The sequence below is a fragment of the Microbulbifer sp. A4B17 genome, from assembly GCF_003076275.1.
In the GTDB taxonomy this organism is placed as follows: Bacteria; Pseudomonadota; Gammaproteobacteria; order Pseudomonadales; family Cellvibrionaceae; genus Microbulbifer.
The window spans coordinates 2,645,867-2,661,073 of record NZ_CP029064.1; the positions used below are offsets into that span (position 1 = coordinate 2,645,867).

At 47.5% G+C, this 15,207-nt stretch carries 14 protein-coding genes; 6 read left to right on the plus strand and 8 right to left on the minus strand.

Going from position 1 to position 15,207, the window contains the following annotated elements:
• Positions 1 to 18 precede the first annotated feature (18 nt).
• Positions 19 to 846, minus strand: coding sequence for an alpha/beta hydrolase (locus tag BTJ40_RS11800; RefSeq protein ID WP_108733277.1), 828 nt, complete (start codon positions 844 to 846; stop codon positions 19 to 21).
• Between the two features lie 405 nt (positions 847 to 1,251).
• Between BTJ40_RS11800 and BTJ40_RS11805 the strand changes: the two genes are divergently transcribed.
• The gene (locus tag BTJ40_RS11805) at positions 1,252 to 1,716 is read left to right on the plus strand and encodes a PhnD/SsuA/transferrin family substrate-binding protein (protein WP_108733278.1); all 465 of its coding nucleotides are present in this window, start codon (positions 1,252 to 1,254) and stop codon (positions 1,714 to 1,716) included.
• Positions 1,717 to 1,782: 66 nt separating this feature from the next.
• Here the strand turns inward: BTJ40_RS11805 and BTJ40_RS11810 are convergent, their stop codons facing one another.
• Positions 1,783 to 2,706, minus strand: coding sequence for a LysR family transcriptional regulator (locus tag BTJ40_RS11810; protein WP_108733279.1), 924 nt, complete (start codon positions 2,704 to 2,706; stop codon positions 1,783 to 1,785).
• 101 nt (positions 2,707 to 2,807) lie between these two features.
• On the opposite strand from BTJ40_RS11810, the gene BTJ40_RS11815 reads away from it, so the two are divergent.
• The gene (locus BTJ40_RS11815; protein ID WP_108733280.1) at positions 2,808 to 3,275 is read left to right on the plus strand and encodes an FMN-dependent NADH-azoreductase; all 468 of its coding nucleotides are present in this window, start codon (positions 2,808 to 2,810) and stop codon (positions 3,273 to 3,275) included.
• Positions 3,276 to 3,580: 305 nt separating this feature from the next.
• Here BTJ40_RS11815 and BTJ40_RS11820 read toward each other — a convergent pair whose 3' ends face one another.
• Positions 3,581 to 3,853, minus strand: a complete 273-nt coding sequence (locus BTJ40_RS11820; protein WP_108733281.1) for a hypothetical protein — start codon at positions 3,851 to 3,853, stop codon at positions 3,581 to 3,583.
• Between BTJ40_RS11820 and BTJ40_RS22590 the strand changes: the two genes are divergently transcribed.
• The gene (locus BTJ40_RS22590) at positions 3,852 to 4,046 is read left to right on the plus strand and encodes a helix-turn-helix domain-containing protein (RefSeq protein ID WP_202862800.1); all 195 of its coding nucleotides are present in this window, start codon (positions 3,852 to 3,854) and stop codon (positions 4,044 to 4,046) included. The genes BTJ40_RS11820 and BTJ40_RS22590 overlap by 2 nt on opposite strands.
• Positions 4,047 to 4,332: 286 nt before the next feature.
• Here the strand turns inward: BTJ40_RS22590 and BTJ40_RS11830 are convergent, their stop codons facing one another.
• Positions 4,333 to 4,671, minus strand: coding sequence for an urea transporter (locus BTJ40_RS11830; RefSeq protein ID WP_108733282.1), 339 nt, complete (start codon positions 4,669 to 4,671; stop codon positions 4,333 to 4,335).
• 521 nt (positions 4,672 to 5,192) lie between these two features.
• Positions 5,193 to 6,386, minus strand: a complete 1,194-nt coding sequence (locus BTJ40_RS11835; protein ID WP_108733283.1) for a hypothetical protein — start codon at positions 6,384 to 6,386, stop codon at positions 5,193 to 5,195.
• Positions 6,387 to 6,751: 365 nt separating this feature from the next.
• Here BTJ40_RS11835 and BTJ40_RS22315 point away from each other — a divergent pair, with 365 nt between their 5' ends.
• Positions 6,752 to 6,913 carry a hypothetical protein gene (locus BTJ40_RS22315; protein ID WP_157954041.1) on the plus strand — a complete coding sequence of 54 codons (162 nt, stop codon included), beginning with the start codon at positions 6,752 to 6,754 and terminating at the stop codon, positions 6,911 to 6,913.
• A gap of 88 nt (positions 6,914 to 7,001) precedes the next feature.
• Positions 7,002 to 8,140 (plus strand): IS3 family transposase gene (locus tag BTJ40_RS11840; RefSeq protein ID WP_108733284.1). Its coding sequence is split into 2 segments (ribosomal slippage): positions 7,002 to 7,251 and positions 7,251 to 8,140, totalling 1,140 coding nucleotides; the frame shifts between segments, so codons are not numbered across the junction.
• A 123-nt stretch (positions 8,141 to 8,263) separates the two neighbouring features.
• Here the strand turns inward: BTJ40_RS11840 and BTJ40_RS11845 are convergent.
• The 3 genes from BTJ40_RS11845 to BTJ40_RS11855 all read right to left on the minus strand — a co-directional run bounded on the left by BTJ40_RS11845 (position 8,264) and on the right by BTJ40_RS11855 (position 14,242).
• A complete protein-coding gene (locus BTJ40_RS11845) occupies positions 8,264 to 9,016 on the minus strand; it encodes a class I SAM-dependent methyltransferase (RefSeq protein WP_108733285.1) in 753 nt (250 codons plus the stop codon).
• 847 nt (positions 9,017 to 9,863) lie between these two features.
• Positions 9,864 to 13,046 (minus strand): efflux RND transporter permease subunit, encoded by a 3,183-nt coding sequence (locus BTJ40_RS11850; protein ID WP_108733286.1) that lies wholly within the window; start codon positions 13,044 to 13,046, stop codon positions 9,864 to 9,866.
• An 11-nt stretch (positions 13,047 to 13,057) separates the two neighbouring features.
• Positions 13,058 to 14,242, minus strand: coding sequence for an efflux RND transporter periplasmic adaptor subunit (locus BTJ40_RS11855; RefSeq protein ID WP_108733287.1), 1,185 nt, complete (start codon positions 14,240 to 14,242; stop codon positions 13,058 to 13,060).
• A 271-nt stretch (positions 14,243 to 14,513) separates the two neighbouring features.
• On the opposite strand from BTJ40_RS11855, the gene BTJ40_RS11860 reads away from it, so the two are divergent.
• Positions 14,514 to 15,176, plus strand: a complete 663-nt coding sequence (locus BTJ40_RS11860; RefSeq protein ID WP_108733288.1) for a TetR family transcriptional regulator — start codon at positions 14,514 to 14,516, stop codon at positions 15,174 to 15,176.
• The last annotated feature ends 31 nt before the right edge of the window (positions 15,177 to 15,207 follow it).

Consider the following 15,207-nt stretch of genomic DNA (forward strand, 5'->3'; position numbering starts at 1 on the left):
TAATAGATTAAACACCTTTCAATTGACACCGCAGATATCTAAAACTCTATTCGTTAGATCATTATTCCTATTACCTAACATACGCGACACCGTATAGTGATTTTTATTTTCTAAAAGAATATACTCATACGAGCTATCAATATCTCGCAACTTCCTGCAATACCTTTTTGACTGATCAATAAACTCTTCGGTCTCATATTCACCCACAGCGACAATAGTTTTCGGGAAACATCTAATATCCCTAAGAATTGGACTTAGGTTAGCAACGTCATCTTCTGATAAATGTAGAGACTCATTTAGATAAGATCGCCTCATCTTAGTCAGGTCATAAAGCCCGCTTAGCATAATAGCGCCATTAATTGATTCCCGAACTTCAGGTGGCCACTCAAACTCCAAAATTTTAGCAACCAGAAATGCCCCAACAGAATGGCCACAAATAACTAAATTATTGGGATTTCCGTTCCAGCGATCAATATTCTTATGTATCCATAAGAATGCCTTTATATTCTGGTCAATGATATCCTTTACACTGACCATTGGTGCCAAATCATAGTTGACCACACCTACCGTACATCCTGCTTTTGTGAATGGCTTGGCAATATAGCTATACTGCTTTTTGTCTAGTGACCTAAAATATCCACCATGAATAAAAACAAAGACCGGCGCATTGGAGTGCTCAGCAGGAAATATATCGACTTTCTCGCCTGGACTATCACCATAGCTAATATCTAATGAGCTCCTCAGAGTTTTCCTGGCAACATAACTTTGCAGTTCATTAACTAATAAGTGGACTCTACCAAATGGATGTCGCTTGCGCAGGTTAAACTGATCATCATATTCTGTCATTTCTTGTGTCGACCCAGTTAATACCGACCCAAGTTTAACACCTTACATCAAACTACCAGCGCCTAAGCATCATAGATCTATATCTAAAACCAATCATGCCATCTTGATGGGTACCGCATTCACATAGCCTAGTAATAGTTGACAGTGAAGCATCTGGTTGTTTTTTATGCACGCGAGCATAGATAGCAGATAATCATTCAGCTTCTTTTATATCAACGAAAGGGAAAAATCTTCCAATTTCACCGTGTATCGATATGTAGTGGCTATCTTTATTTCTTTAGTTCTAAGCGTATATATTGGCACCTGCTCCGCCGAGGACAAACTTAATGCTAAGGCGCTTAATCATACCCTTTTTAAGCCTGGCTATATTAGGCAGCATATCCCTTGCATTAGCACAAGAAGGGAATGAAGTTTACTTTTGGCTCAAAAGACTCAACTTCTGGGCGCCTAATGCCAGAATATTTTATACGTGAAGCTTTTGACAAACCCTCTAGTGATATATTTCAGGGCGTGGGTTACTGTGGTGACCACTCCAATACCCTGGATCTAGTTCAGTCCGGTAAATATCAGGTGGGCGTTCTGAATTACAAAGTATGGGAGGATGAAAAGAAAGCCGGCAAAGTGGATGAGAACAAAGTTCAGGTAATTTGGAAAGCCCCTGGCTACCCGAATTACAATTGGACAATTCGTGGAGATGTCGGTGAGACCTGGGGCCAAGGATTCTCAGATAAGTTGCAGCAGGCGATTCTGGATATGCGAGCCTCCAAACTGCTGGCCGCATTCTCTCGCAAAGGTTTTATTAAAGCTGATAATTCTATGTGCCAGCCAATTGTAGAGACCGCTTACGAGCTTGGTATCTTGCAACAGTGACTAAGCGTATTAGGTTCAAGTTGCCTCTACTCAGTAAGGCATTGAATACTACAAATCCTATTCGCTCTATTGCGAAACAAGGTCCTGCAAACGCCCCCGAATTATATCCGCCAATCTCCGAGCACCGGGGCCAATATCATCCCTGTTAGGAAAAATCAGGTACATAGGGACCTCCCTGCTACTTCCTCCTTGCAGTGGCAGAGGTTTTAAACTCCCCTCAGACAGCTCTTGGAGAATTTTGTCTTCTGGCAACCATGAAAAACCATAGCCTTTGCAAGCAGCTCTGATTAAAGAGGACATGCTGCTCAACGTCCACCGCTTGGCAACTTCAACAGTGAGAGTTTTACTGTCACTCTGAGGGTTAGTATCCCGAACCACCAAGTGACGGTACTTGCGAAGATCATTCATTGTCAGAGGGCGGTCCAGTCCATGTAGGGGATGATTGGGGTTAGCTACCGGGATTAAACGCGCAGGGGCCGGCAGTAGCTCACCGTTATAGCCCACAGGAATCCTGGGGCTGATCGCGAAATCTACCCGTCCCTCGTTTAAAGCCTCTGAAGTTCCGCTAATCACCATTTCATGAACTTCAACACGGGTCTGAGGGCTTTCTTCGCCAAACAGTGCAAGGCAATCCAGCAACAACCAAATTGGAAACAGTACTTCCACAGAAATCGCAATCTGGGCTTCCCATCCGGCAGAAGCCCTATTGGCGGCCTGCTCCAGAGCAGACGCATCCTCCAGCAACTGCTTTGCATGACGGTAGAGCATCTCACCAGCTGCCGTCAGCACCGCCTTCCGCCCACTAATAGTGAAGACGGCTACAGCCAATAGTGACTCTAACTTCTGCACCGAATAGCTGACAGATGACTGGCTCTTGTCCAGAAGCTCAGCTGCATGGGCATAACCTCCTCCTTCAACCACCGCTATCAAGCAGCGCCACTGCTCTAGGGTGATCTTTGGGTTGGATAGTTGCGACAACTGTTGATTCATGATCGATTTTTTAGATAGATATAAACAGATTATTCTATTTTTCAATCAATTTAATGGATGCTTCAATAGCTTCATACAAAGTTAGTTTCGAGGAAGCAATCATGGCAAAGGTACTCCATATCACGTCCAGCCTCTTTCAAGAGAACGGCCAGTCATCCCAACTTGCAGACAGTTTTGTAGCAAGCTGGAAAGACAAGAACCCAAATGATGAAATCATCCATCGTGACTTGGTGAGTGAACCAGTGCCACACCTCAGCCTGGAACACTTTCAAGCTCACAACACGCCGATCGAAAACCGCTCGGAAAAGCAGCGAGAGATTGCGGAACTTTCAGACCTATTGATCGAGGAGATTTCATCGGCAGACCTGCTTGTATTAGGTATTCCGATGTATAACTTCAATATCCCCTCAAACTTACACACCTACTTTGACTTTATTGCTCGTGCCGGGGTGACATTCCGATATACCGAAAATGGCCCTGAAGGCTTATTAAGGAACAAGAAGGCCGTGGCCTTTATTTCACGGGGTGGTGTTTATGGTGATGATAATCCCCAGAGTAATTATCTGTAATCGGTACATGAACCACATTATTCATCAAAGTATGTAGTTTGCGTACCGCTTACGCAACGCGTAGGTTGTTCAGCCCGCTTTTTTTTGCGGGCGAGGTTGCCCAAACTTGTTATACTATTTCACTGCCACACTTTGGGCAAAAGCCTTGAGTTGATTTTTTACCTAACTGCATTAACACTGCCCTAAGCTCATACTTACAAGATTCACACTCTATAGCCCTAGTGAATGATTGTGCCAATAGCCAAGCGATACAAAGAACTGTGACTGCAACAAAAACAATCCAGTTCTTTGGAAAACCCACCTCACTAATTAGAAACATAGAGCCAAGCGCGAGTGATGAGTAAACCACATATAAGCTTTGTGTCCGGTTGGAGTTGACCACAACATTCCAGGATGGCTCGGTCGCGCAGGGCGCGGGTTTCGCTTAAGTCCGGCTGCTGCATGACCCGTTCGATAGCCTCTTCGCTGAGCACGCTGGGCAGGCGGCTCGGGTCTCGGGGCAGTTCGATGTCCGCCGCCGGGTTGAACAGGATATGGTTGGCCCGGCTCAGCCACACAGTCTTTTGGTTGCTCACCATGGAATTTGTCAAACGCTTGGCTACCCTACGCAAAGAGCGCGGCCTGACCCAGCAAGCCCTGGCTAACGCCATCGACTTACACGTCAACCAGATTAAACGGTACGAGGCAGGGACAGCACAGCCTACCCTGGAGACCCTGGCCAGGCTCGCCAAGGAGTTGCACACCACGCTTCTTCGGCGAGGATCACCGTAGCCCCAGCGACGACCTGCGCTTGCAGTTCGAGGCGCTGGGCCAGTTTGACGAGGAAGAACGGAAGATCGCCAAAGCGCTGCTGGAAAGCCTGATTCTCAAGCACAACGCCCGGCGCGCCTTTGCGGGTTACCGGTGCGATTTGGGATGTAGATGGTGGTGTAATAGCTGGAAGAAACTAACAGATATCTATTAAGTTATTCTTTGTGAAGATAAAAAGCTCAAGTATGCCTAGTTAAATGCTGTGGCCGAATCAGTCATAAGATTTGGCCACACTCTGACCTTTCTATTAGTAAGTTAATGAAAACCTTTTCTTAAGCAATAATATCGCCCAACTGGAAAGTACAAATGGTGCTGTTAATACAATGATGCCAGTATTGATAAAAGCCATTGCGATGGGCACGGTTAATGCAACCCCCACAAGTGGAGCAAGCCATTGCTTACTTCTACTTGTTAAGGCAATAGCACAAAGTGATGCATTGTAGCTAAAGGTTCCGGCAAGAATGAATGTTGTCGATAAAGATAGGAGCTCAGCCAATAATGTAGCAAATAGCCCACTAATGATGCCCCAAAGGGCATGTAACTTATTGGAAATGAAAATCCCAAGCAAAAAACAAGCCCCTGTAATGGCATTATTTTAGAAGATAATCTGGCCTATGCCTTCGAATATCCCCCAAGTTGAAATTTTTTCACTCATCGATGTTGTAGGTGGGTGGTTTCGACGCAAATTCGAGAGCACTGATCGACGCAACTTGCTGCCTGGGAATCTCAAAACAATATCCGAGATGCTCCGTGAAGGTACTTGAAGCAATTCCTTACTGCCAGTGTGTTGAAGATTATGAGGCATTATTACCCTGGAATATCCAACTTGAGAAAGTTGGGATGGCCGCAGTCGCATGATATGGCGATGCTGCTCGCAAGAAGGCAGACGTCTGTTGATGACACAGCCCTTCAAGCCTTCCATGACTTGGCATTCAGCGATGCTATCCCAGTCCTCTAAATACAACCCTTGCATACGATCTGGTAAGATCGCTTACGTTGGTAGCGCTGGTACAACCAGCGTGCTCTATTTGAGTTGGCGCGCCAAAGTCGCTGCGAAGCGGCCTACCTTGACGCTGTACTCGGCTTCGGCGAAGGTGAGTTGGTCCTCTAGACCTTCTTAAACAACAGCTTCTTCATGTCGTAAAGTTTCATTACTTGGGTTGTCATACTTTCCACAAAGGGTATCTTTTCTTCGCCCTGTGCCGTAGCTATGTTTGGAATTGGCGTAATAAAGGGGTCAAGTACCGCATGAACAGCCATGCGCTCCTGCAAAAAACTTTTTAGGTTCGGGTACTCGTCCAGATACACCAATGGAACACCCAGGAAATAAGGACCATGTGACCCTCCTGTTCGTGAGGGGCAAACCATAAATCGCGCATCACATACCAAAGCGCTGTAATACTCCGTATACCACTGATAAAACAGGTTACCCTGGAGTGTGGCATCCATATCATCGGGTCGTAATTTCAAAAACTTAGGCCTCCATTTGCCGCCGGTTACAATCACCAAATTGTCGGCAGTCTGACCTTCATCCTTTTTTTGTTGGACTGTCCCACCACCTCTCAGGTTGAAATCTAGTGTTTTGTTAAAAGTATCGCCCATCAAAATAATGACATCGGCGCCGTAACTTTCCAGTGCGTTGTAGACGTGCTCCATACGCCCTTCATCATCCTTTTTTTTCGGATTTTTATACCAGAGAATGGCGACTTTTCCCTCGTCCATATACTCTTTGATCGATGTGTGCAGACTGACGGCTATATCTGCAGCACGTTTTTTTATCTTCTTCGAGAGCAAGTCCTCGCGTTCTTCTATATAACTCATCAGCTGCTGACGATAATCTTCTGTTGCGAGCATCGCCAAGGGGTGACGATTGTAATCCGCCATCGTCACATTCACTTTCTGTGCCTCGCTTCCCTCAATACAAGCACCACCAAATGGACTCGTCAGCAACTCTATTGCCGCCTTTTGCCGCTGAACCAAGGTGGATGAAGGCTGATCATTTCCCGAAGGCTCCCTTAGATAGATATTCAATGACGTGTTCTTGGAATTACCATAACGAGAAAGCAGATAACTGATAGTCGCATGAGCCGTTTCACCCACCTCTCCTTTTCTCACCATCGTATTGGGTAAGAAGGAAGAGCCATATTTATTAATGTAATTTTCTAGAATCTTATCGACCTTCGCCGCCTTGGCTCTTTTTTTCATGACCGACTGAACGTCATCTTCCGGAACCGCTTTTGCCAGACCTAAGCGGTCAACGTACAGTTTGACAATCTTCTGCATATCATCTTGTATCGACATTTTGATTTCCTACTTTGCTTTAGGTCAGCCCACTTTACCGATTTGAGACTTGGAGAACCAAAATAATAATGGTTTAAAGACTCGTTCCTAACGATATTAGCAACCGGCCGCTTAAGGCCTATGACCGGATAATGCATTCCCTTGTACTGATGTTGCGATTTGCCAGTACCAGTTTTGCCAAGCATCGGGGGAGAGGCCTCTTGAAGATCTAAGACGGCTTTGCCTCAAGTTTGTGATCAGAAAAAGGAAAGGCAGCAAGCTCTGGAAAACAATGGAACCTAGATTGCCAACATAAGTTGTAGTAGTTCAGACTTGATCAGACAGTTACCGGTTTTAAGGAGGTGCACTGTCAGGTCAAATTCAGTTTGTACAAGCTCGTGGGACTTTTTGCCGAGCGCAAAGGCGAGCTGTCTGCGGTGATTGAATGGCTGCAACTGGCCGAGAAAAGCAACCCGAGAGCCGGGGTAAAAACCCGGCTCTTAGCCCTGCGCAAGCAGCTGGAAAAAGCCGGCGGCGCGGGCGATTAGGTCTCCAAGCCACGCGGCCGAGTGGTGTAGTGGTCTAATCCTTCCGGACACTTCGCTAAGATGGTAAAACTACCAAGCGAGGTGACGTATGACAACAAAAGGTACACGTCGGCATTTCAAGCCGGAATTTATGAAAGACGCCGTAGCGCTAGTCTCTGAGCAAGGGTATTCAATTCCTAAAGCAGCAGAGGCTGTAGGAACAACAGCCAATAACCTGCGACGCTGGATAAAGGAACTGAAGCAGGAAGAAGACGGTGTGAGGTTGGATGTAGGCGAGCGCGCAGAATTAGAGCGATTACGACGTGAAAATAAGCAGTTGCGGATGGAGAAAGAAATCCTAAAAAAGGCCAGCGCCTTCTTTGCGAAAGAAATGAAATAAAGTACAGCTTTATTGAAAAACAGCAAGGCAGCTTTCCTGTTAGGGTGCTCTGCCGGGTAATGCAGGTAAGTAAGACTAGTTATTACGACTGGTGTTGCCGTGGCAATAGCTCAATAGATGCTCAAACATGGCAATTATGCCATCGTTTGAAGACCCTATTTGCAGAATCTAGACAGAGTCTCGGAAGTCGTCGGCTAATGAAGCTGTTACGTAAAGAAGGCTTTGAAGTCGGGCGCTATCGAGTCCGCAAGCTCATGAAAAAGCTAGGCTTGGCAGTAAAGCGCAAGAAGCGATTTACACTGACGACAGACAGTAAACATCACCTGCCGGTCGCAGAGAACCTTCTTAATAGGGAGTTCTCATCGAGTGCTAAAAACCAAGTCTGGACGACTGATATTACATATATTTGGACTTCGCAGGGCTGGTTGTACTTGGCGGTAGTGATTGATCTCTATTCTCGCAGGATTGTTGGTTGGCATCTAGATCGAAAGATGGAAACGGCCCTGGTAACTCGTGCGTTGATGATGGCTGTCAATTTGCGTACGCCCCCAAAAGGTCTCCTGCATCACTCTGATCGTGGCAGTCAGTATGCCAGCCATACCTACCAAACGTTATTGAGTCAGCAGGGGATGGTGTGTTCAATGAGCCGTAAGGGAAATTGTTGGGACAACGCACCGACTGAACGTTTCTTCAGTAGCTTGAAGCGGGAGTGGTTAACGGGAAACCTCTATCCGACAAGGGAGGATGCGGTAGCAGATGTAAGGGCCTATATTGCTTATTACAACTCACGCAGAATACATACAACACTGGGAGACCTAACCCCAATCGAATTTGAGAAATGTGCTTAAAGAAGTGTCCGGTTGGAGTTGACCACAACAGAGACTCTCGGCAAACGTCATAAGGGGGCTGAAGCCCCCTTTTCGATCCATGAGAGTGAGTTATTATCAGATTACTTATTTAAAAATTATTTTCTATAGTTTCTTAAAATAAAGCGTGACTCCAAATGCACCACCATGATCTGTAAAATCCAGAAAGCAATTCGACACGGCCTCTCTCTGAATAAAAGAAAGTAGTCGGTTTAAATTGTAGTCATTCATCTGCATTCTGGGGGCACTAAAATGCTTACCTTTTAAGAGGTTCAGGATGTTTCCTGCCAAAGGTACATGATTACTTAAAAATGACGTCAGCCTGTTTAACTTTGAAGCTTTACCGTATGTGAAATGGGCAACGCAAACACCCCCCGACTCCAGCTTATCGAGCAAGAGACTAAAAACCTTCTCCCCTCTTTGAACAGGAATATGCTGAAAGACAATAAAAGAATGAATGAAGTTATATTTTCCCTGAACGATGGATAGGGTTTCATCAGCTTTTATGAACTCTATATTCTCTAGGGCGCGAGTGTGGCTATTGCTTCTAGCCTCATCAAGCATCGAATCTGAAATATCAACCCCCGTAACCGATTCAGCGATACCCGCTAGGGGAATTGCTATCCTTCCGACTCCACAGCCAAAATCAAGTGCTCTTTTTACTATAAAATCTTCATCTACATGTTGTCTCACTTGCGCAAGAGTACTTTGAATATGGTTGCGCCCCGTTTCAAAAAAATATTCTTTTACATCATCTGTTATATTCGACTTCCTAAACTTTTCCTCTGTAAGAACGCCGTAGTATGCATCATTTTTACCAAATTTTTCCCACTCTCTGTCAGAGTTAGTTACGAACATCTTTCTCCCCCTGTCACCACCAAGTCCACTCCAAGCCTGTTATCTATTAGGAATGGACAATTCCATTTAACCTTGAATCCGATAAGATTGTAACAAGAAATCAGGTAATGAATTACCACATAAGAGATTATTTATTGGTACTAATGTTCAGCTTTAATCTAAGTAAAGCTTAAAATTTTATTTTTTCTTTACATCAACCACAGACAACAACAATTAAAAATATATTAACCTATCAAATATATAAGGTACTAAATATATAGCCCTTTAAAAGATAAGCTTTATATCAAGATAATTCACATTATGCTGTCGCTAGAAATTTATATCACTCTCTAAACTTACAACAAGTGCTAAGCTACCCCTTAAATATTTTTTATTTCCCTTGTCGGAGAGTTGACAGAAAATAGTTATAGATATACCTTTTACTAATCGCAAAGTAATCCTGTCATAGAGAAAATGTTTCTTGCACACACTTCCCACCCTTCGAAAAGTAGATGCGATCTTTACGAATTGGACCACATATAGCCTTAATCATTAGATGATCAGCTTAATTACCCTCTAATTATTAACATTAATTAATGTGTAAGAAAAAACCCTGTTTTCCCCAACATATAATACTGATATAAATTCGAATAATTATTAATCGTGTCAGATACTTGCATAAATCTATGTAATTACACTTTATATCCTGACCGCTTTTATCGCACTAATTTATACGCTGCAATTTAAAATTGCGAGACGCCAGTCTATTTTTAGAAATATAGCGATGCCCCCTAGCGTTGCTGATTTCCCAAAAAGCCAGGCCCATGTACTTGGGCCTGGCTTTAATTATTCTACTTGAGAGGATCAGTTAAAGAACTTCTACCGCCTCTCCGTGCTCGCCTTTAGTCGAAAATGCCCCCTCTTTAGCTAGCTCCGCTTCTCGCCTATGCGTCTTCTTACCAAACAACCGCTGCACCACCACAAAGAACAGTGGGATAAAGAAGATTCCCAGTAAAGTCCCAACTATCATCCCGCCGAATACGCCAGTACCGATAGCGCGCTGGGCTCCGGAGCCGGCGCCGGTTGCAATGGCCAAAGGCAACACCCCCAAGCCAAAGGCGAGAGATGTCATCAGAATAGGGCGCAGCCTATCTCGTACGGCCCGCATTGTAGATTCCACCAGCTCCATACCATCTTCGAGATTTTGCTTGGCAAACTCCACAATCAGAATGGCATTTTTACTGGTTAAGCCCACTGTTGTCAGCATCGCCACCTGAAAGTAAATATCGCGCTCCATACCCCGTAAACTATTCGCCAGTACAGCACCGAGAATACCCAACGGCGCCATCAGTAGAACCGCCGTAGGCACTGTCCAGCTTTCATAGAGCGCGGCCAAGCATAAGAAAACGATTAGAAGAGACAGTGTATACAGCAAGGGGGTTTGAGCCCCTGCTGAGCGCTCTTGATATGAGAGACCACTCCACTCCATACCAATGCCGGCGGGTAGCTGAGCTACTATGCGCTCGACCTCTTCCATAGCCTCACCAGAGCTGACCCCAGGTGCGGCCTGCCCATTGACCTGCATGGAGGGAACGCCGTTATAGCGTTCCAAGCGGGGGGAACCGTACTCCCAGCCAAAACTGGCAAAGGAAGATAACGGCACCATATCACCCTTATCGTTGCGTACCGACCACAACTGGAAGTCCTCTGGGACCATCCTGTAGGGGGCATCAGCCTGCATATACACGCGCTTTACCCGGCCACGATCGATAAAATCATCGATATAGGAGCCTCCCCAGGCCGTACTTAACGCACTGTTGATATCATCGATAGACAGGCCAAGCGCAGCTGCTTTCGCATTATCAATTTTTACACGAAATTGCGGGGTGTCTTCCTGACCATTTGGACGGACGTTCACCAAAAGCTTGCTCTGCCCCGCCATTCCCAGAAACTGATTCCTGGCTCCGGTTAAAGCTTCGTGCCCCAAACTGCCGTTATCCTGGAGATAGAAGTTAAAGCCATCTGAGGAGCCCAGCTCCGGCAGCGGTGGCGGCGCAAAAGCGAAAGCCATTGCATCTTTAATTTGCATCAAGGCACCCATCGCACGCATGGCGACCGAACCCGCACTATGCGACTCTTCTTCTCTCTGGGACCAGTCTTCCAGATTCACAAAAGCAATACCGGTATTCTGTCCACTACCAGCAAAGCTGAACCCCTGTACAGCAAATACTGATTTTACGATGCCCTGCTCATTGTTCAGGAACTGGTCTTCTACTTTTCGGATAGATTCCATAGTGCGCTCCTGGGTTGCACCCACTGGCGCCTGTACCATAGAGAACAGAACACCCTGGTCCTCATCCGGCAGGAAAGAACTGGGTAAGCGAAGGAACAGGAAGGCCATTAATGCAGAGAGTGCGATAAATAACAGCATAAAGCGGCCGCTACGCTTCAGGATGCCCTGCACTCCGACCTGGTAGCGCTGGCTGCCCCGCTCAAAGTTGCGGTTGAACCAACCAAAAAAGCCCCTCTCCTCGTGGCTCTCCCCTTTAGAAACGGGCTTGAGCAAGGTCGCACAAAGTGCCGGTGTCAGGATAATCGCCACCAACACAGACAACGCCATTGCTGCGACAATTGTGGCGGAGAACTGACGGTAGATCACACCGGTGGCACCATCCATAAATGCCATAGGCACAAACACCGCCGACAACACCACGCCAATACCGATCAGTGCGGCAGTAATCTGATGCATTGACTTCTTAGTGGCTTCTTTCGGTGACAGCCCCTCATCCCGCATAACGCGTTCGACATTTTCCACCACCACAATAGCGTCATCCACGAGCAGACCGATAGCAAGCACCATGGCAAACATCGTAAGCATATTGACCGAGAAACCCAGTGTGGCGAGCACGGCAAATGTGCCCATCAGAACCACAGGTACGGCAATCGTAGGAATTAAAGTAGCGCGGAAGTTTTGAAGGAACAGGTACATCACCAGGAACACAAGGACAATCGCCTCGATCAATGTGGTGATAACCCCCTTTATCGAAACCTCGACAAACGGAGTCGTATCAAATGGCACTACCGATGTAAGGCCTCGGGGGAAGTACGCTTCCAACTCCTTCAGCTTGGCCTTCACCCCCTCTGCGGTTTCCAAAGCATTGGCTCCAGTCGCCAGGTTAATAGCGATGCCGGTTGCAGGTTGACGGTTATATCGGGAAATAAACTCGTAGTTCTCTGCACCCAGCTCAACGCGGGCAATGTCTCCAAGACGCAGGAGAGAGCCGTCATCATTAGCGCGGACGATAATATCCCTGAACTGCTCCGGAGTTTGCAGGCGCCCCTGGGAGGTAATCGACGCATTCAACTGCTGCCCCGGAATCGCCGGCGCAGCTCCCAGGCTACCCACCGTCACCTGGGCATTTTGAGCCCGTACTGTGTCAGCTACATCACCCGGTGTCAGACCGTAAGTGGTGAGCTTATTGGGATCGAGCCAAATCCGCATTGCGTACTTGGAACCAAACACCTGCACATTGCCAACGCCCGGTACCCTGCTGACAGGGTCAACAATGGCCGAGTTGATATAGTCGGCGATATCATTGCGGCTCATGCTGCCATCTTGAGAAACAAAGCCGGCAACCATCAGAAAGCCCCCCCGGGACTTACTGACATTTAGCCCCTGTACCTGGACCTCCTGGGGCAGCAGTGGCATCGCTAGCTGGACTTTATTCTGTACCTGAACCTGAGCAGTATCCGGATCAGTTCCATTCTCAAAAGTCAGAGAAATGGAAACACCACCGTTGGACTGGCTGGTGGCGGACATATAAAGGAGGCCATCGAGGCCCTTCATATTACGCTCAAGGATTTGGGTAACTGAATCCTCAACCACCTTGGCGGAAGCGCCCGGATAATTTGCCTCAACATTTACAGAAGGTGGCGCAATATTCGGGTAGCGCTCCACCGCCAGCTTACTGATAGACAGCACACCTGCCAGCATCGTGATAATTGCCAGCACCCATGCAAAGATGGGCCGATTGATAAAAAAGCTCGCCATAACTCCTACCCTCAGGAACCCTGCTCTGCAGGCGCTGCGCCAGCTTGTTGATCGCCTTCAGCCGCCGGTGGCTGTTCATCTTCGCGCTCACTGGCCTGTACCGGAGCCCCTGGGCGAATTTTTTGCAATCCGGCAACTACAACCCGATCGCCTGCCTCCAGTCCATCCTCAACCAACCAGCGGTTACCCACAGTGCGACTGACTCGCACAGAGCGCTGGGCGACCACATTCTCTTCATTAACTACCATGGCTGAAGTGTTACCTTTGGGGTCCCGTGCGATTCCTTGCTGGGGTACTAAAATGGCATCTTCGCGCACACCACTGCCAACAATCGCTCGCACATACATACCTGGTAAAAGCATGGTGTCCGGGTTGGGGACGACGACCCGCAACAGCACACTGCCAGTTGAAGGATCCACGCTGGCTTCGGCAAACTCCAACTTGCCCAGATGCTCAAATTCACTGCCATCTTCCAAAAGAATCGTCACCGGTAAGTGGGTGGCATCAGCCAAAGTACCTGCCTGAAGGGCTCGGCGAAGGCTTACGAGCTCCGCTGCCGACTGGGTAACCTCAACATAGATCGGATCGAGCTGCTGCACAGTAGCCAAAGTTCCGGCCTGATTGGCCGTCACTAAAGCACCTTGAGTAACTGCTGATTTGCCAATTCGGCCGGTAATTGGAGAGGTTACCTGGGCGTAGTCCAATTGGATGTCCGCCCGATTAAGTTCTGCTTGGGCTGCTGCTACGTCAGCTTGGGCCTCCTGCAGATCCGCTTCCGCTGCATCATTTTCCTGCTTGCTGACCGCGCCGTTCTCCACCAGGTTTGCAGTGCGCTCTGCTTTGAGGCGAGCGATGTTCATAGCCGCTTGGGCACCTTGAAGACTGGCTTTAGCACTATCAACGTCAGCACGGTAAAGAGCGTCATCTAGCTGGTAAAGTGGTTGATTTGCGCCAACCTGACCTCCCTCGCGGAACAATTGGCGCTTTATGATGCCATTTACTTGTGGGCGAACCTCGGCCACTTTAAACGGCTGAGTGCGTCCGGGCAGTTCCCGAGTCAGGGTGACAGATTCAGGATGCAACGTAACAACCGTCACCTGAGGTGCCATTCCTGGCGGAGCCAAGGCCTCATCGTTACACCCTGCCAGCAATACGGAAGCGACCAAAAGACTGGTGAGGGCTCGGGCTTTTAACATGATTACCTCTAAAAATGACTGCTCAGACAAATTGTTGGCAGTTATCGGAATTTTTAAGTGACAGGGAAATCTGATTACAGTAGCGTGGCATTTTATGGGTGCGCACGAAACGGGATCAACTGTTCATAATCGTGCAATTTTCAACTAACATGCACTTTCACCCAGTATATTCAAGGATTTGCACATAAACTCCCTTTGCCCGCTTGCGGTTAAACGCTGCAAAAATGAGTCAGAGTGAAACTAATAATTGATAGAAGAAGCTGCAGTTCCCATGACCAAACGCAGAAATGAGCAAATTTTAACCACTCGTGAGCGTATCTTAAACGCCGCGCTCAATGTGTTTCATGAATATGGAGTGTGTCGCCCTTCCCTTTCTGAAGTCGCAAAGCTGGCTGGCGTCAGTTACGGTGCTGTTACCGATCATTTCCACAGTAAAACCGGTTTGCTCAACGCGCTGACAGAGCGCATGGTGCTTCCTGGTGAACAACTCTGCAATAACGCCGGGGATCAGCTCAAAGCCAACCCTCTCGGCACACTACGGACACGCTGGGTGTGGCTATTCCAGGAAATTGCCTCTAACCCCGAATGGCAGCAGGTACTTGAGATTATCTTCCATCCCTGTGAAGAAAAGATTACCGAGAGCAATGAAACTCACCTGCGCATGAAACAGGGGCGCACTCGCGGGCTTGAGCGTATGAGCGGGCTGCTTATCCTGGCAGTAGCCGAACGCCAATTGCCCGCAGACCTGGACGTAGATCTGGCAAAGCAGATGCTACACGGAGGGCTCTTTGGCGTTATTGAGACCTGGCTTCTGTCTTCGAGAATCGAAGATATCGGTGAGCTAGGCGAGCGTTATATCGACTCCCTGATTGATATGATCCGCTTCTCCCCCACCATGCGCTTAAGCTCAAAGCTGGTCCACACACTGCACTAACGGACCTTATCCTTATCTATGTACGTGGGGC

Bases quoted from the DNA above. Each gene is read 5' to 3' on its own strand.
- BTJ40_RS11800 (WP_108733277.1), bottom strand. From the start codon at position 846: ATGACAGAATATGATGATCAGTTTAACCTGCGCAAGCGACATCCATTT.
- BTJ40_RS11805 (WP_108733278.1), top strand. From the start codon at position 1,252: ATGAAGTTTACTTTTGGCTCAAAAGACTCAACTTCTGGGCGCCTAATG.
- BTJ40_RS11810 (WP_108733279.1), bottom strand. From the start codon at position 2,706: ATGAATCAACAGTTGTCGCAACTATCCAACCCAAAGATCACCCTAGAG.
- BTJ40_RS11815 (WP_108733280.1), top strand. From the start codon at position 2,808: ATGGCAAAGGTACTCCATATCACGTCCAGCCTCTTTCAAGAGAACGGC.
- BTJ40_RS22590 (WP_202862800.1), top strand. From the start codon at position 3,852: ATGGAATTTGTCAAACGCTTGGCTACCCTACGCAAAGAGCGCGGCCTG.
- BTJ40_RS11820 (WP_108733281.1), bottom strand. From the start codon at position 3,853: ATGGTGAGCAACCAAAAGACTGTGTGGCTGAGCCGGGCCAACCATATC.
- BTJ40_RS11835 (WP_108733283.1), bottom strand. From the start codon at position 6,386: ATGTCGATACAAGATGATATGCAGAAGATTGTCAAACTGTACGTTGAC.
- BTJ40_RS11845 (WP_108733285.1), bottom strand. From the start codon at position 9,016: ATGTTCGTAACTAACTCTGACAGAGAGTGGGAAAAATTTGGTAAAAAT.
- BTJ40_RS11850 (WP_108733286.1), bottom strand. From the start codon at position 13,046: ATGGCGAGCTTTTTTATCAATCGGCCCATCTTTGCATGGGTGCTGGCA.
- BTJ40_RS11855 (WP_108733287.1), bottom strand. From the start codon at position 14,242: ATGTTAAAAGCCCGAGCCCTCACCAGTCTTTTGGTCGCTTCCGTATTG.
- BTJ40_RS11860 (WP_108733288.1), top strand. From the start codon at position 14,514: ATGACCAAACGCAGAAATGAGCAAATTTTAACCACTCGTGAGCGTATC.